Here is a 24,351-nt window from a genome sequence, read left to right as displayed (position 1 = left end):
CCCCGCACTCGTCCGTGATAAACGGATCACTTGAAGCGGTAGTTGATGCGGCCCTTTGTCAGATCGTAGGGCGTCATCTCCACCTGCACCTTGTCGCCGGCCAGAACCCGGATGCGATTCTTCCGCATCTTTCCTGCCGTATGCGCGATGATCTCATGGCCATTCTCTAGCTCGACCCGGAACGTCGCGTTGGGCAGGAGTTCCTTCACGACACCGGGAAATTCGAGCGTATCTTCCTTGGCCATGGTCTCTCCTGAATTGCGTTCGGGGGCGGCGCCACGCACCACCCCGTTCGATGCGCCTTAATTGTCCCAAACGGCGAAGTTTTCAAGCCCCAATCGGAGGGTCAGGCGAGCGGCACCACCTGCGGCGGGCCGCTGCGCGGTCCCTGCTCGGCCCAATGCGCGCGGTTGAGCACCACGCCGTCCGCCCGCACCGCCGCGACCTGCGCGAGGTCAACATGCGCGTAGGTCCAGCCGGGCGCGTTCATCTCGCCCGCCGCGATCACGCCCGTTGGCGGAAAGCCCACATCCGGCGGCCCGAAGACCCCGCCCGCGCCCACGTTGGTGTCGACCGCCTCGGACCACGGCGCATCGCCTACAGTGGAGGACATGACCGTGACGCATTGCTGCTCGAGCGCCCGCGCCATTGCGCCGATCCGCACGCGCCAGTAACCCGCGAGCGCCTCGGTGCAGGACGGCACAAGCAGCATGTCCGCGTCCGCAACCGCGCGCGCCAGCAGCGGATATTCCGAATCGTAGCAGATCAGGATGCCGATCCGCCCCAGCGCCGTGTCGAAGAGCCGGAGCGGTCCGCCCGGAACCACGCCCCAGACCTCGCGCTCGAAGCGGGTCATGATCTGCTTGTCCTGAACACCGACCTGGCCACCGGGGGTGAACAGCATCGCCCGGTTCACCGGACGATAGGAAATGGCGGGATCGAAAACCGGACCCGAGGACGAGAGGATGTGCACCCCGTAATGGCGGGCGAGCGCAGAATGCAGCGCCGCCACGTGCCCCATCCGCGCCGAGACCGCGGCGAGCGACGCCTCGAGATTGCCTGCCACCGCCGGCCCGTCGAGCGTCGCAAGCTCCATCGCGCCGTATTCGGGAAAGACCAGAAGCTCCGCACCCTCTCCCGCCGCCTCGCCGACCCAGCGGGCGATCTTGTCGGCATAGACGCCCCATGTGGGCAGCACGTCGAGCGGATATGCGGCGGTCGCGACCTTCATGCGGACCGCTTGTGCGCGCCGCGGGTGAGGTTGAGGAAGACGTCCTCGAGATCGGCCTGCTCGGTGCGGACGTCGGCGATCCGGATGCCCGCCTCGCGCACCGCGTCGAGCACCCGCTCCGCGCTCGTCTGATTGGCGTGATACGTCACCGCGATCGCCCCGTCCTCACGCGTCTCGACCTCGAGCTCGGGATGCTGCGGCAGCGCGTTCGGTGTGGTCTCGGGCACGATGACCATGGTCCGCGCGTCGATCTGTCCGAGCAGGTTTGACGTCCGGTCCCGCGCCACAACCGCGCCGTCGTTGATGATGGCGATGTCGCCGCACATCTTCTCGGCTTCCTCGAGGTAGTGCGTCGTGAGGATCACCGTCATGCCCTGCTCCACGTTGAGCTTGCGGACGTTCTCCCAGAGCATCTCGCGCAGCTCGATGTCGACGCCCGCAGTCGGCTCGTCGAGGATCAGCACGTGCGGGTGATGCACCAGCGCCTTGGCCAGCAGCAGCCGCCGCCGCATACCGCCCGAAAGGGTGCGCGCATAGGCCTCGGCCTTGTCCTCGAGCCCTACGGTGCGCAGGATCTCGTCCGAGCGCCGCTGCTTCTTCGGCACGCCGTAGAGCCCGGCCTGCACCTCGAGCGCCCCGCGCGGCGTGAAGAACGGGTCGAGATTCAGCTCCTGCGGCATCACGCCGATCGAGGCCCTCGACTGCCGCGGGTTGGTGTCCTGGTCCCAGCCCCAGATCTCGACCTTGCCGGCCGTCTTCACGACGAGCCCCGCGAGGATGTTGATGAGGGTGGATTTGCCCGCGCCGTTGGGGCCGAGCAGGCCGAAGACCGAGCCCCTCGGCACCTCGAGGTCCACGCCCCTCAGCGCCTCTTTCGGAGGCTGGCCGTGGCTGCCCGCGTAGGTTTTCTTCAATCCTTTGATCCGGATCGCCGCGTCGCTCATGGTGTTGGCCTTGCTCCCGTTCTGCCGCTCGGTCATAACGCAGCTAGTGCCCGAGATGCGAGAGGGGAGCCCCCAGATGACGACCGACGCGCCGGAAACCAAGATCGTCGACAGCTACCGCGTGGCCTGCGACGGCGGAGAAGGAGCGCTCGGGCATCCCCGGGTCTGGCTGCAGATCCCCGAAGACCGCGGCTGGGCCGAATGCGGCTATTGTGATGCAAAGTTCATTCACCGTGACTTCGAAGGCAGGGTCTGAGACCTTCGCCAGCCTTTGAGCGCGGCCGTTCCTACGCTACATTAAGCGCATGAGCGAGGCCGATACCCCATCTGCGCCGCCGGTCCCTACCGGGCGGTCCTATACCCGAGCCGAACTGGCGAGCGATGTCGCCGTTCACCTCGCGGGGCTCGTTCTGGCGCTCGGCGCGGTGCCGGTGCTGATCACCCTGACGGCGGTCTGGCGCGGCGACGCGGCCGGAATCACCGGCGTGTCGATCTACGGCGCGACGCTGATCCTCATGCTGCTCTGCTCGCTGCTCTACAACCATGTCGGCCGGCCGCGCTGGACCGATCTTTTCCGGCGGCTCGACCATTCCGCGATCCACTTCAAGATCGCCGGGACCTACACGCCCTTCGCGCTCTTTTCCGGCGCCGGCAGCGGCCTTCTGACCGCGATCTGGACCGCCGCGGCGGGCGCGACCGCGCTCTCCTTCATCCTGCGCGACCGTTCGACCCTCCTCGGGATCGGCATCGGCCTCGCCATGGGCTGGGCCGTGCTCGTCGGCGGGCAGGACGTGCTGGAACGCCTGCCCTGGTCGGTCGTCGTCCTGATGATCGTCGGCGGCACGCTCTATTCTGCAGGCACGATTTTCCTCGCGCTCCAGACGGTCCGCTATCACAATACGATCTGGCATCTCTTCGTCGTCATCGCCTCCATCGTGTTCTTCGTCGCGGTCTTCCTCGCCGCGGCCCTGCCCATCGAGGGCATCGCCCCCTAGATCGCCATCTGGAAGCCGCGCGGCCTTCGTGTCAGAAGGCCCCTGAGCGACGAGCGACAAGGGATCCGCGAGATGAGCGAGAGCTTCGGCAAAGGCTGCCACCTGCACCTGATCGACGGATCGGCCTTCATCTTCCGGGCCTTCCACGCGCTGCCGCCGCTGACGCGCAAGTCCGACGGCCTGCCCGTCGGCGCTGTGCAGGGCTTCTGCGACATGCTGCGCCGCTATATCGGCCACGATCACGGCGCGGACGCCCCCACCCACATCGCGGTGATCTTCGACAAGGGCAGCCACACCTTCCGCAACGATCTCTACGATCAGTACAAGGCCAACCGCGAGGCAATGCCAGAGGAGATGCGCCCGCAGATCCCGCTGACCCGTCGCGCGACCGAGGCCTTCAACATCGCCTGCAAGGAGATCGAGGGCTTCGAGGCGGACGACATCATCGGCACGCTCTGCGCTCAGGCCAAGGAAGCGGGCGGCCGCGTGACCATCGTGTCCTCCGACAAGGACCTCATGCAGCTCGTCGGCGACGGGGTCGAGATGTTCGACGCCATGAAGAACCGCCGCATCGACGCCGAGGGCGTGATGGAGAAGTTCGGCGTCGGGCCCGACAGGGTCGTCGACGTGCAGGCGCTCGCCGGCGATTCGGTCGACAACGTCCCCGGCGCGCCCGGTATCGGCGTGAAGACCGCGGCGCTCCTGCTGAACGAATACGGCACGCTCGAGGAGCTTCTCGACCGCGCCGGCGAGATCAAGCAGAAGAAGCGCCGCGAGACGCTGCTCGAATACCGCGAGCAGATCCTCCTCTCGAAGAAGCTCGTCCAGCTCGACTGCGACATGACGCTGCCCTTCTCCATTGAGGATCTGGAGCTGCGCGATCCCGACCCCGAGGCGCTCATGGCCTTCCTCGCGGAGATGGAGTTCCGCTCCCTCACCCGCCGCATCGCCGAGCAGCTCGGGATCGAGCCGCCGACCATCCCCGACAAGGCGCCCGAGACCGCGGACAAGGCGGAAGGCGACATGCCCGAAGCCCTGCCCTTCGTGCCCGAGGATTACGTCTGCATCCGCGACCTCGAGACCCTGAACACCTGGATCGGCAAGGCGCGCGAGCGCGGCTGGGTCGCCATCGACACCGAGACCACGGGGCTCAACGAGATGACCGCCGAACTCGTCGGCGTCTCGCTCTGCATCGAGCCCGGAGAGGCGGCCTACCTGCCGCTCACCCACCGCGCCCAGGGCGACGGCGATCTCTTCGGCCCCGGAGAGCTGCTGCCCGATCAGGTCGACAAGGACGCCGCGCTCGATGCGCTGAGGGACTTGCTCCAGGACCCGGCGGTCATGAAGATCGGCCAGAACATGAAGTACGACGCCAAGATCCTCGCCCGCGTCGGCATCGTCATGGCCCCGATCGACGACACGATGCTCATGTCCTATGCCATGAACGGCGGCGAGCACGGCCACGGCATGGATACCCTGTCCGAGCGCTATCTCAGCCACCAGCCGATCCCGATCAAGGACGTGATCGGCACCGGCAAGAGCCAGATCACCTTCGACCGCGTGCCGATCGAGGATGCGACGAAATACGCCGCCGAGGATGCCGACATCACGCTGCGGCTCTGGCAACTCTTCAAGCCGCAGCTTCACCGCGCGCATGTCACCCGCGTCTACGAGACGATGGAGCGCCCGCTCGTGCCGGTCCTCGCCGCGATGGAGATGAACGGCATCAAGGTCGACCGCGACACGCTCAGCCGCATGTCCGCCGCCTTCAGCCAGAAGATGGCGGCGCTCGAGGACGAGATCCACACGCTCGCAGGCGAGAGCTTCAACGTCGGGAGCCCGGCGCAGGTCGGCGAGATCCTCTTCGACCGGATGGGCATGGAAGGCGGCAAGCGGGGCAAGAACGGCAAGTACTCGACCCCCGCCGACGTGCTCGAGGACCTCGCGACGATCCACGACCTCCCCGCCCGCATCCTCGACTGGCGGGGCCTCTCGAAGCTGAAATCGACCTATACCGACGCGCTGCAGGAGCACATCAACCCGGTCACGGGCCGCGTGCACACCTCCTACTCCATCGCCGGCGCCAACACGGGGCGGCTCGCCTCGACCGAGCCGAACCTGCAGAACATTCCCGTCCGCTCCGAGGAAGGCCGCCGCATCCGCGAGGCCTTCGTGCCCGAGGACGGCAATGTGCTGGTCAGCCTCGACTATTCCCAGATCGAGCTGCGCATCCTCGCCCATGTCGCCGGGATCGAGACGCTGAAACAGGCCTTCCGCGACGGGCTCGACATCCACGCGATGACCGCGTCCGAGATGTTCAACGTTCCCCTCGAGGAGATGACGCCCGAGATCCGCCGGCAGGCCAAGGCGATCAACTTCGGCGTCATCTACGGCATCTCGGGCTTCGGCCTCGCCCGCAACCTGCGCATCCCCCGCGCCGACGCGCAGGGCTTCATCGACCGCTATTTCGAGCGTTTCCCCGGCATCAAGGCCTATATGGACGCGACCACGGACTTCGCGAAGAAGACCGGCCGCGTCGAGACGCTCTTCGGCCGGGTGATCCACACGCCCGAGATCAACGCAAAGGGCCCCCGCGCCGGCTTTGCCCGCCGCGCCGCGATCAACGCGCCGATCCAGGGCACCGCCGCCGACATCATCCGCCGTGCCATGGTCCGCATGCCGGACGCCATCGCGGAATTCGGCCCGAAGGCGCAGATGCTGCTTCAGGTCCACGACGAACTTCTCTTCGAGGTGCAGGCAGACACAGCGGACGCGCTGATCGCCCGCGCCAAGGAGATCATGGAAGGCGCCGCCGACCCGGTGGTGAAACTCGACGTGCCCCTCGTCGTGGAGGCCGGACAGGGCATGAACTGGGCCGCCGCGCACTGAGCGCGGCCGCCGCCCCTAGAGCTCCCGGATCCAGAACTGCAGCTGGTGGTCCGTCTCCTCGGCCTCGTCGATGTCCTTCCACCGGAAGTGCGCCACCACGCCCGGCAGCGGCTCGTAGCCGCGCTTGCGCCAGAAGCCGTTGAGCGGCTGGTAATCGTCCGGCCTCAGCGGATGGTCCTCCGGCCGCTGCACCCCGCAGAAACACGACCACGACCGCCCCAGCGCCCGCGCATGGTCCTCGCGCGCCTCGAAGAAAGCGTGCCCGATCCCCCTTCCCCGGTACTCGGGCAGCAGGACCGATTCCGCGCAGTAGAAGATCGTCTTCAGATCGAGCCCCGTCTGCGCGAAGGGCGCGGCAAAGTCACCTGCGTGATCCTCCATCGGCGTGCCCGTCGCGGCGCCCACCAGCCGGTCGCCGTCGAATGCTCCGACCACGATCGCACCCTCGCTCTCGCGATAGGCCTGCAGGTACTCGCGCTCGTAGGCTTCCGAGCCGTCGTAGAGATAGGGCCACGCCCGGAACACCGAGATCCGCAGGCGCGCCACGTCGTCCAGCGCCGCCTCCAGCGCCTCGCCGGTCAGGACCTCGACCCTCATGCCGAGACCTGGGCCACCCAGTCCGACAGGTTGTAATAGGTGACGACCCGCGCGATCCTGCCGTCCTGCAGCGAAAAGAACGACCCCGCCGGCAGCCGGTAGCTCTGCCCCTTCGCCTCGGGCAGCCCCTCGTCGGTCTCGAGGTAGACGCCGTTAACCATGAACTCCGCCGCCCCGCGCGCGCCGTCCTCGGCGGTGAAGACCACGAGCTCGGTCAGGCTCTCGTCGTAGCAGCGCGCCATGTGATGGCAGAAGGCGCGGAACTGCTCTTTGCCCATCCGCACCTCGCCCTCGTTGACGTGATGCGCCACGTTGTCCGCGAGGCACGCCAGCATGCCCTCCACGTCCTTGCGATTGAACGCGTCGAAGTAGCGCTCCAGTGTCTCGATGCTCATCTCGTCCCCCATTTCGATGTCATGTGTGCCCGGATCTGGTCGCGGGTGTGCCTGTAGGCGTTGAGCTTGGTCTCGCGCGTCTCGCCGATCCCGGTCGGATCCGAGACCGGCCAGTATTCGACCGCGAGATGATGGAACCGCGTGAGGTCGAGCGCCCGCCGCCGCGCTTCGGTCGACATCGCGACGATCAGATCGAACCCCGACAGCGCCTCCCCGGAGGTTTCCAGCTCCTCGAAGGACCGCGTGCGGTGGCGCGACAGCTCGACCCCGATCTCGGCGCAGGCGGCTATGGCGAAGCCGTCGATCTCGAGATCGTTGATCACGCCCACCGACTGCACGTAGACGCTCTCTCCGAAGAGATCCTTCATCATCCCCTCCGCCATGGGCGAGCGGACGGCATTGTGGTCGCAGGCGAAGAGAACGGACTGCGGCAGCCGCTCGGGCACCTCTCAGCCTCCGAAATGCAGCACGCAGACGAGCGTGAAGAGACGCCGGGCCGTGTCCTCGTCGATCTCCGCCTTGCCGTCGAGCCGCTCCCTGAGGATGCGCGCGCCCTCGTCGTGGATGCCTTTGCGGGCCATGTCGATCGTCTCGATCTGGCTCGGCGGCAGCGTCTTCACCGCATCGTAGTAGCTCTTGCAGATCGAGAAGTAATCCTTGACCACCTGCCGGAACGGCGACAGCGACAGGTGGAACTCCGCCGCCTGTTGCCCGTCCGAGCCCGCGACGTCGAACACGAGCCGCTTTTCCCGGATTGACAGCGACAGACCGTAGGGCCCATCCGGCATCGCCTGTCCGTTCCGCGCGGGCAGCGCGAAGGAATTGCGCTCCATCAGGTCGAACATGGCGACCCGCCGCTCCTGCTCGATCTCCGGGGTCGGCGGAGGCAGGTTCGCGTCGTCGAGGGCGATCGTGGCGATATGGCTCATGGGGCCGCGCTCTTGTGCTGTTTGGTCGCACGGTAGCGCGGCCTCCGGCCGGCGGCAATGCCGCAACGCAGCATCGCTCATTCCGGCCCGCAATTGAGCTTGGAGAGCCGCGCGGTGACCGACAGCCCGTGGGCCTCGAGGCTCTCGGCGGCCGCCAGCCGCTCCGCCGCGGGGCCGATAGCGGCGAGCGCCTCGGGCGTCATCTGCGCCAGTGTCGTGCGCTTGAGGAAATCGAGCACGGACAGCCCCGAGGAGAACCGCGCCGAGCGCGCCGTCGGAAGCACGTGGTTCGGACCGCCCACATAGTCGCCGATCGCCTCGGGCGTCCAGTGACCGAGGAAGACCGCGCCCGCGTGCCGGATCCTCTCCGACAGCGGCGCGGGATCGTCGACGCAGAGCTCGAGATGCTCAGGCGCGATCCGGTCCGACAGGGCCGCGGCCTCTTCGAGGTCGCGCGCTACAATCACCGCGCCGAAATCCCGCCAGCTCGCCCCTGCGATGGCGCGGCGCTCGAGCGTCTCGAGCCGGGCCTCGACCGCCTGGCCGACCCGGCGGCCGAATTCGGCATCCGTGGTGATCAGGATCGACTGCGCGCTCTCGTCGTGCTCGGCCTGGCTCATGAGGTCGAGCGCCACCCAATCGGGATCGCCCGTGCCGTCCGAGATCACGAGGATCTCCGACGGTCCCGCGATCATGTCGATGCCGACCCGGCCGAAGACGCGCCGCTTGGCCGCCGCGACGAAGGCGTTGCCGGGCCCGGTGATCTTGTCGACCGGCGCGATGGTCTCGGTCCCGTAGGCCAGCGCCGCGATCGCCTGCGCCCCGCCGATCCGGTAGATCTCGTCGACGCCCGCGACCCGCGCGGCATACATCACCAGCGGGTTGATTGCCCCGTCCGGCGTCGGCACGCAGATCGCCAGCCGCTCGACGCCCGCGACCTTGGCGGGGATCGCGTTCATCAGCACCGACGAGGGGTACGACGCCGTGCCGCCCGGCACGTAGAGCCCCGCGGCCGCCACCGCCGTCCAGCGCCAGCCGAGCGTCGCGCCCTCGGGATCGGTCCAGCGCGCATCCTCCGGCATCTGCCGCACGTGATAGGCGCGGATGCGCTGCGCCGCCTGATCGAGCGCCGCACGGTCCTCGGCTGGGACCTTGGCGATCTCGGCGTCGACCTCGTCGCGGCTGATCGCGAGGCCCTCGGGCGTCAGCGACATCCGGTCGAACCGCTCTGTCAGCTCGCAGAGCGCCGAGTCGCCGCGGGCGCGCACATCGGCGATGATCCCCGCGACGGTATCGTCGACGTCCGGGCTGTCCTCGCGCTTGGCCGTCAGAAGGCGCCGGAACTCCGCCTCGAACCCCTCGTCGCGCGTGTCGAGAAAGACGGGCATCGGGCCCTCCCCTGTCAGATCGTCAGAGCGGCGTTATAGCGGCCCGTGCACCGGTGTCGACCGGGCCGGCCCCGGCCGGTCACTCGGGATGGGACGGCCGCTTGCCCGAGGGCGCCGCGTAGGGCCGCGTCACGTCCTTCAGCGACACTTCCAGCGCCTCGACCTCGGCGCGCACCGCGCCGTCGCCGGCAAAGGTGATCTCGACGAATCCGGCGGCATCCTCGCCCGGCTCGAAGCTCACGGTCAGCATCTGCAGCACCGTGTCGGGATCGCCTCGCGTCACGCCCTGGCTCGCCACGCGGGCCACGTTTTCGATCACCAGCACCGATTGTACCCGTTCGACCTCGCCGCGGCCGATCTCGTCCTCGCGCCGCAAGCGGTTGATCAGAAAGGCAAGACGTCCCTCGCCCTTCCTCCACGTCATCTCGGACGCCGGCAGGACCGCATCCTGCACCAGCGCCGAGATCACCGCGAGATCGTCGAGGTCCATCGCGCCGAGATAGAGCGGACGCCCGCCGGCATCCTCGAATCGTGCATCCTCGCTCATACGCCCACCGCCCGTTCGATCTTTGCGCCGACGCCGGCCAGCTTCTCGACCACGTGTTCGTAGCCGCGGTCGAGATGATAGACCCGGTTCACCACCGTGTCGCCCTCGGCCGCGAGCCCGGCGAGGATCAGCGAGACGCTCGCCCGCAGGTCCGTCGCCATCACCGGCGCGCCCTTCAGGTGATCGACTCCGTGCACCTTCGCGGTGCCGCCCGACACGTCGATCCGCGCGCCCATACGCATCAGTTCGGGCGCGTGCATGAAGCGGTTCTCGAAGATCTTCTCCTCGAGCACCGACGTGCCCTCCGCCGTGCAGAGCAGCGCCATCATCTGCGCCTGCAGGTCCGTCGGGAACCCCGGGAACGGCTCGGTCGTCACGTCGACTGGCTGCACCCGGTCGCCCTTGCGGGCCACCTTGAGACCGCGATCGGTCTCCTCGACGGCGACGCCCGCCATGTCGAGCTTGTCGCAGAAGGACTGCACCAGCCGCCGCTCGCCGCCGAGACAGGTGACCTCGCCGCCGCAGATCGCCGGCGCCAGCATGTAGGTGCCAAGCTCGATCCGGTCAGACACCACCCGGTGCGTCGCACCGCCCAGACGCTCGACACCCTGAACGGTGATCGTGTGGGTGCCGTCGCCCTCGATCTGGGCGCCCATCTTGCGCAGGCAGTCGGCGAGATCGACGATCTCGGGCTCGCGGGCCGCGTTCTCGATCACCGTCGTGCCCTTGGCGAGCGTCGCTGCCATCAGCGCGTTCTCGGTCGCGCCGACCGACACCAGCGGGAAGGTGATGCGACCGCCCCTAAGGCCTCCGGAAGGCGCCTTGGCATGCACGTAGCCCTCGCGCAGGTCGAGTTCCGCCCCGAGCGCCTCGAGCGCGCGCAGGTGCAGATCGACCGGCCGCGCGCCGATCGCGCAGCCGCCCGGCAGCGAGACCACGGCCTCCCCGTCGCGCGCCAGCATCGGCCCGAGCACGAGGATCGAGGCGCGCATCTTGCGCACGATGTCGTATTCCGCCCGGTGGCTCGTCAGCGCATGGGAGGAAAGTGCCAGCACCTTGCCGTCATGCAGCGGGCTCACCTCGGCACCCAGCGATTGGAGGAGTGTCCCCATCGTCCTGATGTCCGACAGCCGCGGCGCGTTGGTCAGCGTCAGCGGCTCCTCGGTCAGCAGGGTCGCGGGCATCAGGGTGAGGCATGCGTTCTTGGCCCCGGCAATGGGAATATCTCCCGAGAGCGGGCCATTGCCCGTCACGACGATCGAATCCATGGGTCAGCTGTCCTCGTTCTGCTCGGTAGTCTTGTTGTCGTTGTCGTCATGCCGGGCGCGGGCCTTCGCCTGAGCCTTGCGCCGGGCGAGGTTCGACTTCAGAGCGGCCTTCAACCGGTCCTCGCGCGCCTCATCCCTCTTACCCGGAGTGCCTCGTTTGCGTTCCATGGGCGGTCTCTACAGGAGACCGAAAAAACCGTCCAGATTGCGCTTGCACGCCTCCGACGTTCTGGGTAGAGACCCGCCACACCGCGACGGTGCCCCGGCGCTGCTGTAGCTCAGAGGTAGAGCACTCCCTTGGTAAGGGAGAGGTCGAGAGTTCAATTCTCTCCAGCAGCACCACCATTATCCCAACGATGACATGACGCTGTATCCCGATCTTCGCGCGGAAGCCGGCCCGGCGTGATCCTTTTGCGTCGGCGCGACGGTCTTTGCAGAGCGAGGGAACCGCAACCTGTCTCCGCACATTGAGCGTGCGAAGTGTCTCACAGGAGCGTTACCATGAACCGGATCATCTACATCGTCGGCCTCGTCGTCATCGTCGTCGCCATTGTGGGTTTCGTGCTCTGATCCGAGCGCGGCGCACGCTTGTCGCCTCGCGGCTCCCTTGCTAAGCGGTCACAAACCGCAAGCGAGGGGGCCGCGATGCGCACGGCGATCGCTACCAGCGACTACCACGTAAGTGGCGAGACCTTCATCAATCGCCACATCGCGCATCTCTTCGGCGGCGACACCGTCGTCATCGCCGGGCGCACGAACGGCGACGATCCCTACGGCAAGCCGGTCTTCACCCGGCGTCAGAAGCTGGGTGCGGTCGATCTCGCCATCCTTCCCTTCCATGCCACGCGGAACCGCCTCCTGCATGGCACCTCGCGTCTGCCGTTCGGCACGGGCTACCGCGCGCTCGCCGAATTTTTGCATGCGCAGAAGGTCGAGGTCATCCTCGCCGAATTCGGCACGCAAGCCCTCGCGGTCGCGCCGATCGCCAACGATCTCGGCATCCCCTGCTTTTCCTATTTCCGCGGCACCGACGCCTCCAAGCACCTCAGGTCCAGGCGGATCTGCCGCGCCTACCGTCTGATGATGCCGCGCCTCGCGGGCATCGTCTCGGTCTCGCAATTTCTGCTCGACAACCTCGCCTCGGTCGGCGTCACCCACCCCAACGCCCACGTGATCCCCTCGGGCGTCGACGTGCGGCGTTTCGCGCCCGGGACCAAGCGTCCGCTCTCCTGCCTCGCCGTCGGCCGCTTCGTCGAGAAGAAGGCCCCGCTCACCACGCTGCGCAGTTTCGTCGAGGCGACGGCGCAGCGGCCCGAGGCCCGGCTCGACTTCATCGGCGACGGCCCGCTTCTCTCCGAGGCGCAATCCCTCGCGCAGGAGCTCGGCGCCGCCGGTCGCGTCACCTTCCACGACGCGCAGCCGCACGATTTCGTCCGGGACCGACTCGAGACCACGCAATTCTTCCTGCAGCATTCGGTGACCGCCGCTGACGGCAACACCGAGGGGCTCCCCACCGCGATCCAGGAGGCGATGGCCGCGGGCTGCATCACCGTCTCGACCCGACACGCCGGCATTCCCGAGGCCATCGAGGAGGGCGAGACCGGCTTTCTGGTCGAGGAGCGCGACGCAAGCGGTTTCACCGCCGCGATTTCCCGCGCCATGGACATCTCCGACAAGCCCGCGATGGCCACCCGCGCCCGCGCCGTGGCCGAGACCCGCTTCGACAACGGCCGCCTGATCGGCACGCTCGAAGACGCCATCCGGGACACGGTCGCGGGCCGCCTGTGAGCATCCTGGCGGACACAAGGCGCGGTCCCGCGTTCCGGTCCAACCGAAGCCAGTTCTCGGGGTCGCCGCAGCGGTCCGATGCCCGGAGTCATCCCCCTGCGACTGACCCGTCCGCGCGAATACACACCGCAGGGCATCTCATCGACGGCCAGTTCCCCGTACCATGCTGATCTATCGCATCCTCATCCGTCTCTTTGCCGCCGGCGTCCTGATCCGGCTCGCGCTGCGTGGGCAGAAGGACGCCATCACCGCCCGCTTCGGCTATGGCCCGAACTCGAACTCTCCTCATATCTGGCTCCACGCCGCCTCGAATGGAGAGCTGGCCTCCGCGAAGCCGATCATCTCCGCATGGCGCGAGGCGCGCCCGGACCTGCCGCTCGTCGTGACCTGCAACTCGGACACCGGCGTCGCGCTTGCGCGGGAGATGGGGCTCGAGGCCGCCCTCGCCCCGCTCGACCTGCCCGGCGCCGTCGACCGGTTCTGCGCGCGGTGGCGAGTGCAGGGGCATATCGCCATGGAATCCGAGCTCTGGCCGCATCGCTTCATCCAAATGCCCGGCCCCGTGGCGGTTCTTGGCGGACGCCTGTCGAGCGGGTCCGCCCGCACATGGTCGCGGTTCCCGAGGCTCGCAGCCCGCGTCTTCGGCCGGATCGACTACGCCTCGGCGCAGGACGCAGGCTCGCTCGACCGGATGGCCGCGCTCGGCCTCGCCCCGGAGGCGCGCGGCCCCGTCGCTGACCTCAAGTCCTTCTACGAACGCCCCGACATCGCGCCTGACCCGTCCCTCGCCGCCGCGTTCGACCGGCAGCACACCTGGCTCGCCGCCTCGACCCACGAGGGCGAGGAGGCGGTGGTTGCCGAGGCGCACGTTCTCGCGCGCGAAGGGCGCCCGGATCTCCGGCTGATCCTCGCGCCGCGCCATCCCCGGCGGGCGGACGAGATCGCCGCGTTGCTCGGCGCCCGCGGCCTGACCGTCTCGCGACGCTCCGCCGGTGACGACCCCGCGCAGGGCGACGTCTATCTCGCGGACACGCTCGGTGAGATGCCGCTCTGGTACCAGCTCGCCGGCACGGTCTTCATCGGCGGCACGCTGACCGACCGGGGCGGACACACGCCCTACGAACCCGCTTCGTTCGACGCCGCCCTCATCCACGGTCCCGACACGCGCAACTTCCGCGCGCCCTTCGCCGCGCTCGGCGATGCCGCCGCCGCCATCCGCATCACGGACGCATCCTCCCTCGCCGCCGCCGTGACCGACCTTGCACCCGCCGAACACCGCGAACGCGTGGCGCAGGCGGCACGGAACTCCCTGCGCCCCGAGGCCGGCGCGGGCGCGCTGTCCGACGCGCTATTGTCGCTCTTCGGGAAAAACACAACGCCGCCATAAGCCTTCACATCCGCGGGTAAATTCTTGAAACGGTAATCGCTTTTGGCCATCTTCCTCCCTCGGCTCACATGGGTCCGGAAGGCATGATTCGATACACTCTGCGCTGTGCCGACGGGCACGAATTCGAAAGCTGGTTCCAGTCCGCGGGCGCCTTCGACGCGCTGGCCCGGTCGGGCCATCTGTCCTGTGCGGTCTGCGGGTCTCCCCGCGTCGAGAAGAGCCTGATGGCGCCTCACGTCGCTGCCGACGCCGAAGCGTCGCCGCCGAAACGCGCGCTCTCGGCGCCGAAATCCCCCGCCGAACAGGCGCTCGCAGCCCTGCGAAAGCACATCGAGAAGAGCGCCGATTACGTCGGCCGCGATTTCGCGACGCAGGCCCGCGCCATGCATCTCGGCGACGCGCCAGAGCGGCCGATATGGGGCGAGACGCGGCCCGACGAGGCAAAGGCGCTCCTCGAGGACGGCGTGCCCGTCGCCCCGCTCCCCTTCCGCCGGGCCAAGGACAGCAATTGACGCCGCGGCCCCCGCGACCCGAGGACATTCCCGCCGCCTTCGCGCAGGCCTGGGCCACTCGGGACGGCGCCGCCATCGGCGCGCTCTTTGCCGAGGATGCGGACTTCGTGAACGTGGTCGGCCTCTGGTGGCACGACCGCGCCGCCATCGCCAAGGCGCACGATTACGCGCTCAAGAGCTTCTTTTCCGAAACGCGGCTGACACCCGGTGTCATCCGGGTCAGACGCCTCGGCGACGCCCACGCCGTTGTGCAGTGCCGCTTCCGCCTCGCGGGCCAGCGCGCGCCGGACGGCAGCGAGGCGGCGGAGCGGCGCACGATCCTCACCTTCGTCGCGGAGCACCGCGAAGACGGCTGGATCGTCGTCACCGCGCAAAACACCGACATCATGGAAGGGGCCGAAAGCCTCGTGCGCGGCCCCGACGGCCTCGCCCCCGCCGACTACCGGGACACGTAGCCAATTGTGCAATCATCTTGCGCCGCGCCGCCGCCGCGCATAAGCACCCGGGCGCAAGTCCGGCCCCGGGAGGCGCCTCATGTCCGTTCTGGTGATGAAATTCGGCGGCACGTCCGTCGCCACGCTCGACCGCATCCGCCGCGCCGCCAAGCGCGTCGGCACCGAGGTCGCCAAGGGGCACGACGTCATCGTCATCGTCTCGGCCATGTCGGGCAAGACCAACGAGCTCGTCGGCTGGGTGAACGAGACCTCGCCCTTCTACGACGCCCGCGAATACGATGCGGTGGTGAGCTCGGGCGAGAACGTCACCGCCGGCCTCATGGCCCTCACCCTGCAGGAGATGGAGGTGCCCGCCCGCTCCTGGCAGGGCTGGCAGGTGCCGCTCAGGACCACCTCGGCGCATTCGGCCGCGCGGATCGAGGAGATCCCGACCGACAACATCACGCAGAAGTTCGGCGAGGGCATGCGCGTCGCCGTGGTCGCCGGCTTCCAGGGCATCTCGCCCGAGGGCCGCATCACCACGCTCGGCCGCGGCGGTTCGGACACCACCGCCGTCGCCTTCGCCGCCGCCTTCGACGCGGTGCGCTGCGACATCTACACCGACGTGGACGGCGTCTACACCACCGACCCCCGCGTCTGCCGGAAGGCCCGCAAGCTCGACCGCATCGCCTTCGAGGAGATGCTGGAGCTTGCCTCGCTCGGCGCCAAGGTGCTGCAGACCCGCTCGGTCGAGCTCGCCATGCGCTACAATGTGAAGCTGCGGGTGCTGTCGAGCTTCGAGGAACCATCCGACGAGGCCGGAACGCTCGTCTGCGGAGAGGAACTGATCATGGAATCGAACGTCGTCTCGGGTGTGGCCTTCTCCCGCGAGGAGGCCAAGGTCACCATCGTCACTGTCGCCGACAAGCCGGGCATCGCCGCGGCGATCTTCGGCACGCTCTCCGATGCCGGCGTGAACGTCGACATGATCGTGCAGAACGTGTCCGAAAGCGACTACGAGGGCCACGAGGGCAAGGTCACCGACATGACCTTCTCCTGCCCCAACGACCAGCTCAAGCGCGCCGAGAAGGCGCTCGAGGCGGCGAAGGCCGAGGGCAAGCTCACCTACGACCGGCTCGAAGCCGAGACCGATGTCGCCAAGGTGTCGGTCGTCGGCATCGGCATGCGCTCGCAATCGGGCGTCGCCGCGCGGATGTTCGAGACGCTCGCGCAGGAGGGCATCAACATCAAGGTGATCGCCACCTCCGAGATCAAGATCTCGGTGCTGGTCGAGCGCAAGTACATGGAGCTCGCCGTCCAGGCCCTGCACGACGCCTTCGAGCTCGAGAAGGCCTGAAGGCCGGCGCGTTTCCGATACGCGCCACTGTCGCGCCGGCAGGCAGGCGTCTGGCGGCTTGCAGTCCCCCGATGAGTGCGCTTGCCCTTTCCTCTGCCCGCCGCTCTGCCCTATGACTCGTGCGCCGGGCGGAAGGAACCACAACGACATGGCGGATCGAACCGAGAGTGAAAGCCGGAAACTTCTGGGCCGCCTCCGCGACACCATGGCGGAGGACGCGGCAGGACAGGCGCGTCTCGACAAGATCACCCATCTCACCGCCGATTCGATGGGCACCGAGGTGTGCTCGATCTACCTCTTCCGCGATGAGGACACACTCGAGCTCTGCGCCACCGAGGGCCTGAAGGCCGAGGCGGTGCACCAGACCCGGATGCGCCTTGGCGAGGGCCTCGTCGGCCGCGTCGCCCGGTCGGGCAAGGTGGTGAACACCGCGAACGCGCCCTCCGAGAAGGGCTTCCGCTACATGCCCGAGACCGGCGAGGAGATCTATTCGTCGTTCCTCGGCGTGCCGATCCAGCGGCTCGGAGAAAAGCTCGGCGTGCTCGTCGTCCAGTCCAAGGAGCAGCGCCAGTTCACCTCCGACGAATGCTACGCGCTCGAGGTCGTGGCGATGGTGCTCGCCGAGATGACCGAGCTCGGCGCCTTCGTCGGCGAGGGCGCGGCGCTCAAGGCCCGCCACACCAATCCCGTCCTCTTCCGCGCCACGGTTGGCCAGGAGGGCGCGGCCGAGGGCCATGTCTGGCTGCACGAGCCGCGCGTCGTCGTCACGAACCTCGTCGCCGACGATCCGGAGACCGAGCTCAAGCGCCTGCAGGACGCGGTCGATTCCCTGCGCGTCAGCGTCGACCAGATCCTCGCCTCAGCGTCAGACCCCGAACAGGTGCAGGTGCTCGAGGCCTACCGCATGTTCGCCAATTCCAAGGGCTGGCTGCGGCGCATGGAGGAGGATATCGGCCGCGGTCTGTCGGCCGAGGCCGCCGTCGAGAAGGAGCAGTCGAACGCCCGCGCCCGCATGGCGCAGGTGACCGACGCCTATCTGCGCGACCGCCTCCACGATCTCGACGACCTCTCGAACCGCCTCCTGCGGATCCTCACCGGCCAGGGCTCCGAGACCGGCGCCGAGCTGCCGCCAGACCCGGTGCTCGTCGCGCGCAACATCGGCCCCGGCGAGCTTCTGGAATACGGGCGCAGCCTCAAGGGCGTGGTGCTCGAGGAGGGCTCCGTCGGATCCCACGCCGCGGTGGTCGCGCGGGCGCTGGCGATTCCGCTCGTCGTCCATGCCGGGCGGGTCACGACCGAGGCGCTCAACGGCGATCACATCATGGTCGACGGCGACAACGGCATCGTCCATCTGCGCCCCGACGAGACCGTGGTGACCGCCTTCCGCGACAAGATGGCGATGCAGGCCAAGGCGCTCGAGCGCTATGCCTCGATCCGCGACAAGGATTGCGTGACCGCCTGCGGCACCCGCATCGGGCTCCACATGAATGCCGGCCTGATGGCGGACCTGCCGAGCCTCGAGAATTCGGGCGCCGAGGGCGTCGGGCTCTTCCGGACGGAGCTGCAGTTCCTCGTGCGCAACCAGATGCCCAAGCGCACCGAGCTCGCCGCGCTCTATTCCCGCGTGCTCGATGCCGCAGGCGGCAAGCGCGTCATCTTCCGCACGCTCGATATCGGCTCGGATAAGGTCCTGCCCTACATGAAGCCCAACGACGAGCCGAACCCCGCGCTCGGCTGGCGCGCGATCCGAGTCGGGCTCGACAAGCCGGGCGTGCTGCGCATGCAGCTGCAGGCGCTCCTGCGCGGCGCGAATGGCCGCGCACTGACGGTGATGTTCCCCTTCGTCGCGCAGCTCTACGAGTTCCGCGAGGCCCGCGCCGAGATGGACAAGGCCATCGCCCGCGAGGAACGGCTCGGTCACGTTCTGCCCGAAAGCATCGAGGTCGGCGCCATGCTCGAGACGCCGAGCCTCGCCTATGCCCCGAACGGCTTCTTCCGCGAGGTCGATTTCGTCTCCATCGGGGGCAATGATCTCAAGCAGTTCTTCTTCGCCGCCGACCGCGAGAACGAGCGCGTGCGCCGCCGCTACGACACGCTCAACACCTCGTTCCTGACCTTCATCGAACGCATCGTGCAGCGCTGCGAGAAGGCGGGAACGCCGGTGTCCTTCTGCGGCGAGGACGCCGGCCGCCCGATCGAGGCGATGTGCCTCGCGGCGATCGGCGTGCGCACCCTCTCGATGCGCCCGCCCTCGATCGGCCCGGTCAAGAGCCTGCTCCTCCGCGTCGACCTCGGAGAGCTGAGGCGGGTGATCCACGAGGCCCGCGAGCGCGACGAGCAATCCGTGCGGCCCGCGGTCATGGATTACCTGCGCTGGATCACCTGATCCTCAGCGCGGGATGGCCCTCCGGTAGAGGTGCCAGCTCGCGTGCCCGAGGATCGGCAGCGTCACCGCCAGACCCACCAGCGCCGGTATCGTCCCGAGCACCAGCAGCCCCGCCACGATCCCGCCCCAGGCGAGGATCACGCCGGGATTCTTGAAGAAGACCCGGAGCGACGTGACGATCGCGTTCGGCACCCCGATGTTGCGGTCGAGCAGCAGCGGGAACGAGATCACCGCCGTCGCCAGCACCAGCACCGCAAAGGCCGCACCGATCGCGATGCCGACGATCGCCATCGTCCAGCCCTCGGGCGTCGTTGCCACGTTGCCGAGGAACATCCAGAGCGAGGCCGGAAGCTCCGGGCCCATGGTCGACTCGAAGATCAGCCGCGCCGCCAGCAGCCAGACCACCATGATCGCCGCGAGGTAGAGCCCCAGAACGAGGATCGCCCCGAAGGCCGGCGCGGCCATCACGTCGAAGGCGCTCGTCCAGTTGATCGGCCGCCCCGCCTCGCGCTGCCGGCTCATCTCGTAGAGGCCGAGCGCCGCGAGCGGCCCGATCAGCACGAAGCCCGACATCAGCGGAAAGAGCAACGGCATGAGGCTCTGCGTCATCGCCGTGAAGACCAGCGCCATGCCGAGGATCGGGTAGAGCAGGCAGAGCACCAGCGCGTCGGCCCGCGACGCCATGAGGTCCTCCCAGCCGGCCCTGAGCGCGGCGCGCAGATCGTTTATGGTGAGCGTGGCGATGTCCTCATGCGCCACGGGGCCCGAGGCGTCCGAGCCGCCGATCTCTGCCGCCGTCGCGCTCAGATACGCCGAGCCCGAGAAGAGCCGCCGCCCGAGCCAGGAGGCGGGATTTCCGATGGTTCTGTCCGTGCTGTCCATGACGCGGAACTCCGCAGCTGCCGGGCGTACCACGGGACCCGCGGAACGCGGCGCCCGAAATCCGTGCGTCCCGCGGGGCGGCATCGCGCCGCCTTCCGCAACGTAACACCGCACAGCGTTCGCCGCGAACACGAAGGCGAGAGCACACATTACGACACAACCCCAAGGCGATATCTGCGCAGCCTCGCGCTCTCGGAACCGGCACGTCTTGTGCAAACACGGCCCGCCTGCCGTACGGAAAGCGCCCGAGGTGGCCCAGGGGCAAGCGACAACGCAAACGCGAGCCGAACCCGAAACACGAAAACGCCCGGCACGGTCGTTCACCATGGCCGGGCGCCTTTCGTCTGCGGTCCGGTGCTGCGGCCCTTCTGGCCTGCGCCTCCGCCGCGCGTTGGATCCCCGACCTTCTGGCCGAGGAACATGGCGGCGAATCCCGCCGCCGCTGTCCTTCCCGGGCTCCGGTCGGGCCGGAAATCGGGACGCCGCCCCGCTCTGCGGGATCGGCTCACCCTCGGGCGGGGTGCGGACAGGACGGGCTTACCGCGATTCCCCCGAAGAATTGGTTAACGCGCTGGCAATCAAACCCGCGAAAGGGCCTTGCGGAACTCCGCCACCACCGCCTCGCGGTCGCGGCCGGTCTCCTCGGCATAGCGCTTCAACCCGAAATGCACCGCCGCCATCTCCTGGTAATACGAGGTATAGGCATAGTTGGTGGCCGCGCCCGCCGCCGCGCCGAGGATCGGCACCGTCTGCGCGGCGAGCTTCTGGCCGAGAACCACGCCGAGCCGCGGCGCGACCCGACCGATGATCCCGTGCAGCGTGGCGCCGGTGATCGTGACCCGCGCCGAGAGGAACGCCATGTCGACGCCGTCGTCGTCCTCGAGCGGACCCGCCGATCCGAAGACCGCAAGGCACTCCTTCTGGACCTCGGGATCGGCCGGATCGTAGCCGTGCTCCCACGCGATGCCCTGGATCGCCCGCAGGAGCACCGTCGTCGTCACCGGCAGTTCGGCCAGCGCGGTCGGAAGACCGCCCGCCCCGCCGGCGGCCCCCATCGCGGTCGTGAGCGCGGTGTTGAGCCATCCCTTCTGGTCGGGCACGTAGCCCCGCGAGCGATGCGCGGCGTACAGAGCCGTCTCGAGCGCGCGCGTCGTCGCCTCCTCAAGCCGGTTCTTCACCCGGTCGGGCAGCCGCTCGAGAAGGTTCTCCGCCTGCCCGCCGATGATGTTCAGCACCTGAAGTCCGACACCGCCCGCACGCTTGTGTCGCCGCGCGAGGCTCAGCATTTCCTTGTCGCGATCCACCACAGCGAGCTCCGTGCCGGTCATCCCCGTCTCCACCTGATCGTTCATGGCGGGTAAGATGTTGGTTTGCCCGCCCGCTTTCAATGCCAGGCGGTGACCTCGCCCGCGACCCCGTCCCAGGCGCCGGGGCTGAGCGCGAGCCCGAGGATCCGCTCGGGATTGGTCGGCGGCGGCATCTCGACCCCGCTCAGATGCTCAAATCCGAACCGCCCGTAATAGGGCGCGTCCCCGACGAGCAGCACCCTCTCCCATTCCTCGCGCGCGACGAACAGGCTCTCGCGGATGAGCGCGCCCCCAAGGCCCTCGCCCTGCGCCGTCGGATGCACCGCGATCGGGCCCAGGAGCAGCGTCGGCGCCCCGCCGACGCGCACCGGCCAGTAGCGGATCGCCCCGCCGAGAAAACCGCCCTCCTCGTAGCGCGCGACCCGGCAGAGGCGACGCACCGGCGGCACCCCGTCGCGCAGCCGGTAGGAGGAGAGCGCCTCCCGTCCAGGCGCGAAGCAGAGGTCGTAGAGCGTCTCGACCTCCCAAGAGTCAGTCTCGCGTTCTGGGGTGATCACGTACATCGGCAGAGGGCTCGCGGCGGCGGCAGGCATTGAATTCGGCGGGTCGGCGTGCATCTTGGCCGCCAGCCTCCGCGCTAGCACCTGCTCGCGGGACCTGCAATTTGAAGCCCCGGCCCGTGCACCGGCCCCGGGCGAGAGGAGACCGGCGATGTTCTACCGCCCTGAGGACGGCCACGGCCTGCCGCACAACCCGTTCAACGCCATCGTCACGCCGCGTCCCATCGGCTGGATCTCGACCCGCGGCGCGGACGGCTCCGAGAACCTCGCGCCCTATTCCTTCTTCAACGCAGTCGCCTACGTGCCGCCGCAGGTCATGTTCGCCTCGACCAGCGCCAAGGACGACCGCGGCGACACCAAGGACAGCGTCGCCAACATTCGCGAGACCGAGGTCTTCTGCGTCAACATCGTCGAATACGAGGCCCGCGACGTGATGAACCAGACCTCGGGCCCCTGGGACAAGGAGACCGACGAGTTCGACCTATCCGGCGCCGAGAAGGCGGCCTGCGAGATCATCCCCTGCTCCCGCGTCGCGACCGCCCCGGCGAACCTCGAATGCCGTCTGACCCAGATCGTGAAGCTGCCGGGCGAGGCCAATTTCGTCGTCTTCGGTGAGGTCGTCGGCGTGCATATCCGCGACAATTGCCTGCGGGACGGGATCTTCGACGTCCTGACCTTCAACCCCCTCAGCCGCATGGGCTACCGCGACTACACCGTCGTGCGCGAGAAGTTCGAGCTGAAGCGCCCGGGGGACTGACCGGCGCCCGAGCCGCACCACCGGGACCGGTCGGAGCTCCCGAAAGCGCCGGCCGAGACCGCGCCCCTTTCCCCCGGCACCGAGATCGGCCACTTTTGCCTGCGGCAGGACAGTCAGGAGGCAGGCATGAAGCTCGGCATCATCGGCGAATCGGGGCTCTACGACCTCGAAGGCCTCGAGAACGCGGCATGGCAGGAGGTCGACACGCCCTGGGGCGCGCCCTCGGACGCGATCCTGACCGGCACGCTCGACGGGCTCGACATGGCCTTCCTGCCCCGCCACCGCCGCGGCCACGCCCTCGCCCCGTCCGATGTGCCCTACCGCGCCAATATCGACGCGCTGAAGCGGCTCGGCGTCACCGACATCGTCTCGCTCTCCGCCTGCGGCTCGTTCCGCGAGGAGATGGCGCCCGGCGACTTCGTCATCGTCGACCAGTTCATCGACCGCACCTTCGCCCGCGCGAAGAGCTTCTTCGGCACGGGATGCGTCGCGCATGTCTCGCTCGCCGACCCGACCTGCAGGCGCCTGTCGAACGCGGTGCTCGGCGCGGCGGAGGCGGCCGGGGTCACGGTCCACGAGGGAGGCACCTACCTCGCGATGGAAGGCCCGCAATTCTCGACCCTCGCCGAGAGCCGCCTCTACCGCGAGCAATGGGGCTGCGACGTCATCGGCATGACCAACATGCCCGAGGCCAAGCTCGCCCGCGAGGCCGAACTCTGCTACGCGTCCGTGGCGATGGTCACCGATTACGATTGCTGGCACGAGGATCATGGCGCGGTGGATGTCGCCACCGTGGTGCGCACGCTTCAGGGCAATGCCGAGGCCGCGCGCAATCTCGTCCGCGGCCTGCCCGAGCGCCTGCCGCCCGCCCGCACCGCCTGCTCCGAGGGCTGCGACCGGGCGCTCGACCACGCGATCATCACAGCCCCCGAGGCGCGCGCCCCGGAGGTTCTCGCGCGCCTCGACGCCGTCGCGGGCCGTGTTCTCTAGATCGCGTCGCGGATCACCGGGGCCTCCCGCGCGATGGCCCCGATCCAGCGCCGCACCATCGCGTCGATGGGCAGCCGCATCGCGGTGCATTTCTCGCTGAAGACGCCATCGAGATTGTCCGGCACGGCGATGCCGTTATCGTCGAAGACCTTGGGGCCGACCCAGTTCGGATGCGTCTTGAGCCGGACCGCCAGAGTGCGCATCTCACGCACGCCGTCATCGAGCATCACCTCCGAGATCAGCGACTTCTCGACCGTGCAGGGCAGCCGCCCCTTGCTCAGCGCGCGCGCCGTCCGCACCTCGCAATCGCTCTCGACGAAGACGTCCCATTCCTCCTCCATCACGAGGTTGACCCCGCGCAGGACCACCTCGCGCCGCTCGGCGCGCAACTCCTCCTGCTCCTCGGCAGCGGCGCTTTCACCGAAGAGGCCCTTCACGGCGTCGATCGAATCGATGAATTCGGGAAAGCGCTCGCGGAGGTCGTTGTAATAGGCGGCCGTGACCATGCTCGGCATGGCCTGATCCTGCGCCGGTTTCAGCGAACACAGCCGGTAGATCGAGTTGTCGGGTGTGACGGCCACCACGTCGCCGGGCCGGAGCGGGCTGCGCGGCGGATCGAAGGGAAGCGAGTAATCGTGGAAGGCCAGCACGTCGGGATGGTCCACCTTGGTCATCCAGTAATAGCCGATCCATCCCACGACAAAGAGCAGCGCCGTGATCGCGACGGTTTTCAGACGGGTCATGGCACGGCCCTCAGCGCGAACAGCAGCTGTCTTCGCCGCAGGGATAATGGGTGCCGGGACATTGC

At 68.4% G+C, this 24,351-nt stretch carries 26 protein-coding genes and 1 tRNA gene; 12 read left to right on the top strand and 15 right to left on the bottom strand.

The annotated features are described in order from the left end of the window. Window positions 1-26 precede the first annotated feature (26 nt). The 3 genes from infA to OCH239_RS10980 form a co-directional block, all read right to left on the bottom strand. A complete protein-coding gene (gene infA / locus OCH239_RS10990) occupies window positions 27-245 on the bottom strand; it encodes a translation initiation factor IF-1 (protein ID WP_005978431.1) in 219 nt (72 codons plus the stop codon). 101 nt (window positions 246-346) lie between these two features. Continuing rightward, window positions 347-1,231 carry a carbon-nitrogen hydrolase family protein gene (locus tag OCH239_RS10985; RefSeq protein WP_037262383.1) on the bottom strand — a complete coding sequence of 295 codons (885 nt, stop codon included), beginning with the start codon at window positions 1,229-1,231 and terminating at the stop codon, window positions 347-349. Further along, window positions 1,228-2,175, bottom strand: coding sequence for an ABC transporter ATP-binding protein (locus OCH239_RS10980; RefSeq protein ID WP_037262648.1), 948 nt, complete (start codon window positions 2,173-2,175; stop codon window positions 1,228-1,230). The genes OCH239_RS10985 and OCH239_RS10980 overlap by 4 nt, the downstream gene beginning before the upstream one ends. 76 nt (window positions 2,176-2,251) lie before the next feature. Between OCH239_RS10980 and OCH239_RS10975 the strand changes: the two genes are divergently transcribed. From OCH239_RS10975 to polA, 3 genes are all read left to right on the top strand, one after another. Then, on the top strand, window positions 2,252-2,431 hold the full coding sequence (locus tag OCH239_RS10975; protein WP_037262381.1) for a zinc-finger domain-containing protein: 180 nt from the start codon (window positions 2,252-2,254) through the stop codon (window positions 2,429-2,431). A 49-nt stretch (window positions 2,432-2,480) separates the two neighbouring features. Next, window positions 2,481-3,170, top strand: coding sequence for a PAQR family membrane homeostasis protein TrhA (gene trhA, locus OCH239_RS10970; protein ID WP_051489420.1), 690 nt, complete (start codon window positions 2,481-2,483; stop codon window positions 3,168-3,170). Between the two features lie 72 nt (window positions 3,171-3,242). Then, window positions 3,243-6,059 carry a DNA polymerase I gene (gene polA / locus OCH239_RS10965; protein WP_037262376.1) on the top strand — a complete coding sequence of 939 codons (2,817 nt, stop codon included), beginning with the start codon at window positions 3,243-3,245 and terminating at the stop codon, window positions 6,057-6,059. A 15-nt stretch (window positions 6,060-6,074) separates the two neighbouring features. On the opposite strand, the gene OCH239_RS10960 is transcribed toward polA, so the two are convergent. The 8 genes from OCH239_RS10960 to OCH239_RS23285 form a co-directional block, all read right to left on the bottom strand. Next, complete coding sequence (locus OCH239_RS10960) at window positions 6,075-6,656, bottom strand: GNAT family N-acetyltransferase (RefSeq protein WP_037262374.1); 582 nt, start codon at window positions 6,654-6,656, stop codon at window positions 6,075-6,077. Further along, entirely contained in the window at window positions 6,653-7,051 is a 399-nt protein-coding gene (locus OCH239_RS10955; protein ID WP_037262641.1) for a ketosteroid isomerase-related protein, read from the bottom strand. The genes OCH239_RS10960 and OCH239_RS10955 overlap by 4 nt, the downstream gene beginning before the upstream one ends. Beyond that, the gene (locus OCH239_RS10950) at window positions 7,048-7,497 is read right to left on the bottom strand and encodes an arsenate-mycothiol transferase ArsC (protein ID WP_037262371.1); all 450 of its coding nucleotides are present in this window, start codon (window positions 7,495-7,497) and stop codon (window positions 7,048-7,050) included. The genes OCH239_RS10955 and OCH239_RS10950 overlap by 4 nt, the downstream gene beginning before the upstream one ends. 3 nt (window positions 7,498-7,500) lie before the next feature. After that, entirely contained in the window at window positions 7,501-7,980 is a 480-nt protein-coding gene (locus tag OCH239_RS10945) for a UPF0262 family protein (protein ID WP_037262368.1), read from the bottom strand. A 77-nt stretch (window positions 7,981-8,057) separates the two neighbouring features. Continuing rightward, window positions 8,058-9,368, bottom strand: coding sequence for a histidinol dehydrogenase (gene hisD / locus OCH239_RS10940; protein ID WP_037262359.1), 1,311 nt, complete (start codon window positions 9,366-9,368; stop codon window positions 8,058-8,060). A gap of 79 nt (window positions 9,369-9,447) precedes the next feature. Beyond that, window positions 9,448-9,915, bottom strand: a complete 468-nt coding sequence (locus tag OCH239_RS10935) for a DUF2948 family protein (RefSeq protein WP_037262356.1) — start codon at window positions 9,913-9,915, stop codon at window positions 9,448-9,450. Then, window positions 9,912-11,183, bottom strand: coding sequence for a UDP-N-acetylglucosamine 1-carboxyvinyltransferase (murA, locus tag OCH239_RS10930; protein ID WP_037262353.1), 1,272 nt, complete (start codon window positions 11,181-11,183; stop codon window positions 9,912-9,914). The genes OCH239_RS10935 and murA overlap by 4 nt, the downstream gene beginning before the upstream one ends. A 3-nt stretch (window positions 11,184-11,186) precedes the next feature. Next, on the bottom strand, window positions 11,187-11,351 hold the full coding sequence (locus tag OCH239_RS23285; protein ID WP_169733014.1) for a hypothetical protein: 165 nt from the start codon (window positions 11,349-11,351) through the stop codon (window positions 11,187-11,189). Window positions 11,352-11,450: 99 nt separating this feature from the next. Here OCH239_RS23285 and OCH239_RS10925 point away from each other — a divergent pair. The 7 genes from OCH239_RS10925 (at window position 11,451) to ptsP (ending at window position 19,047) form a co-directional block, all read left to right on the top strand. Then, a tRNA-Thr gene (locus OCH239_RS10925) sits at window positions 11,451-11,525 on the top strand. A 303-nt stretch (window positions 11,526-11,828) separates the two neighbouring features. Beyond that, window positions 11,829-12,971: a glycosyltransferase gene (locus OCH239_RS10920; protein WP_037262348.1), complete on the top strand. Its 1,143-nt coding sequence runs from the start codon at window positions 11,829-11,831 to the stop codon at window positions 12,969-12,971. Between the two features lie 163 nt (window positions 12,972-13,134). Continuing rightward, entirely contained in the window at window positions 13,135-14,358 is a 1,224-nt protein-coding gene (locus OCH239_RS10915) for a 3-deoxy-D-manno-octulosonic acid transferase (protein WP_037262345.1), read from the top strand. A gap of 83 nt (window positions 14,359-14,441) precedes the next feature. Further along, the gene (locus OCH239_RS10910) at window positions 14,442-14,870 is read left to right on the top strand and encodes a DUF1178 family protein (RefSeq protein WP_037262342.1); all 429 of its coding nucleotides are present in this window, start codon (window positions 14,442-14,444) and stop codon (window positions 14,868-14,870) included. Continuing rightward, on the top strand, window positions 14,867-15,325 hold the full coding sequence (locus tag OCH239_RS10905) for an SgcJ/EcaC family oxidoreductase (protein WP_037262339.1): 459 nt from the start codon (window positions 14,867-14,869) through the stop codon (window positions 15,323-15,325). Before OCH239_RS10910 ends, OCH239_RS10905 begins: the two co-directional genes overlap by 4 nt. A 79-nt stretch (window positions 15,326-15,404) precedes the next feature. Further along, entirely contained in the window at window positions 15,405-16,661 is a 1,257-nt protein-coding gene (locus OCH239_RS10900; protein WP_037262335.1) for an aspartate kinase, read from the top strand. 148 nt (window positions 16,662-16,809) lie between these two features. Then, a complete protein-coding gene (gene ptsP, locus OCH239_RS10895; RefSeq protein ID WP_037262331.1) occupies window positions 16,810-19,047 on the top strand; it encodes a phosphoenolpyruvate--protein phosphotransferase in 2,238 nt (745 codons plus the stop codon). Between the two features lie 3 nt (window positions 19,048-19,050). Here the strand turns inward: ptsP and OCH239_RS10890 are convergent, their stop codons facing one another. The 3 genes from OCH239_RS10890 to OCH239_RS10875 all read right to left on the bottom strand — a co-directional run bounded on the left by OCH239_RS10890 (window position 19,051) and on the right by OCH239_RS10875 (window position 21,799). Next, window positions 19,051-19,929: a DUF2189 domain-containing protein gene (locus tag OCH239_RS10890; RefSeq protein ID WP_037262329.1), complete on the bottom strand. Its 879-nt coding sequence runs from the start codon at window positions 19,927-19,929 to the stop codon at window positions 19,051-19,053. Between the two features lie 578 nt (window positions 19,930-20,507). Then, complete coding sequence (locus OCH239_RS10880; RefSeq protein ID WP_037262628.1) at window positions 20,508-21,257, bottom strand: EcsC family protein; 750 nt, start codon at window positions 21,255-21,257, stop codon at window positions 20,508-20,510. A 56-nt stretch (window positions 21,258-21,313) separates the two neighbouring features. Next, window positions 21,314-21,799, bottom strand: a complete 486-nt coding sequence (locus tag OCH239_RS10875; protein WP_037262322.1) for a GNAT family N-acetyltransferase — start codon at window positions 21,797-21,799, stop codon at window positions 21,314-21,316. Between the two features lie 148 nt (window positions 21,800-21,947). Here OCH239_RS10875 and OCH239_RS10870 point away from each other — a divergent pair, with 148 nt between their 5' ends. Both OCH239_RS10870 and OCH239_RS10865 read left to right on the top strand, forming a co-directional pair. Further along, window positions 21,948-22,553 (top strand): flavin reductase family protein, encoded by a 606-nt coding sequence (locus OCH239_RS10870; protein WP_037262319.1) that lies wholly within the window; start codon window positions 21,948-21,950, stop codon window positions 22,551-22,553. A 126-nt stretch (window positions 22,554-22,679) separates the two neighbouring features. Continuing rightward, window positions 22,680-23,543 carry an S-methyl-5'-thioadenosine phosphorylase gene (locus tag OCH239_RS10865; protein WP_037262315.1) on the top strand — a complete coding sequence of 288 codons (864 nt, stop codon included), beginning with the start codon at window positions 22,680-22,682 and terminating at the stop codon, window positions 23,541-23,543. Here OCH239_RS10865 and OCH239_RS10860 read toward each other — a convergent pair. Beyond that, window positions 23,540-24,286 carry a hypothetical protein gene (locus OCH239_RS10860; protein WP_037262312.1) on the bottom strand — a complete coding sequence of 249 codons (747 nt, stop codon included), beginning with the start codon at window positions 24,284-24,286 and terminating at the stop codon, window positions 23,540-23,542. The two genes, OCH239_RS10865 and OCH239_RS10860, sit on opposite strands and share 4 nt — an antisense overlap. Between the last annotated feature and the right edge of the window lie 65 nt (window positions 24,287-24,351).

The sequence above is a fragment of the Roseivivax halodurans JCM 10272 genome (assembly GCF_000521785.1).
In the GTDB taxonomy this organism is placed as follows: Bacteria; Pseudomonadota; Alphaproteobacteria; order Rhodobacterales; family Rhodobacteraceae; genus Roseivivax; species Roseivivax halodurans.
This window is presented reverse-complemented; position numbering and strand designations above follow the sequence as displayed.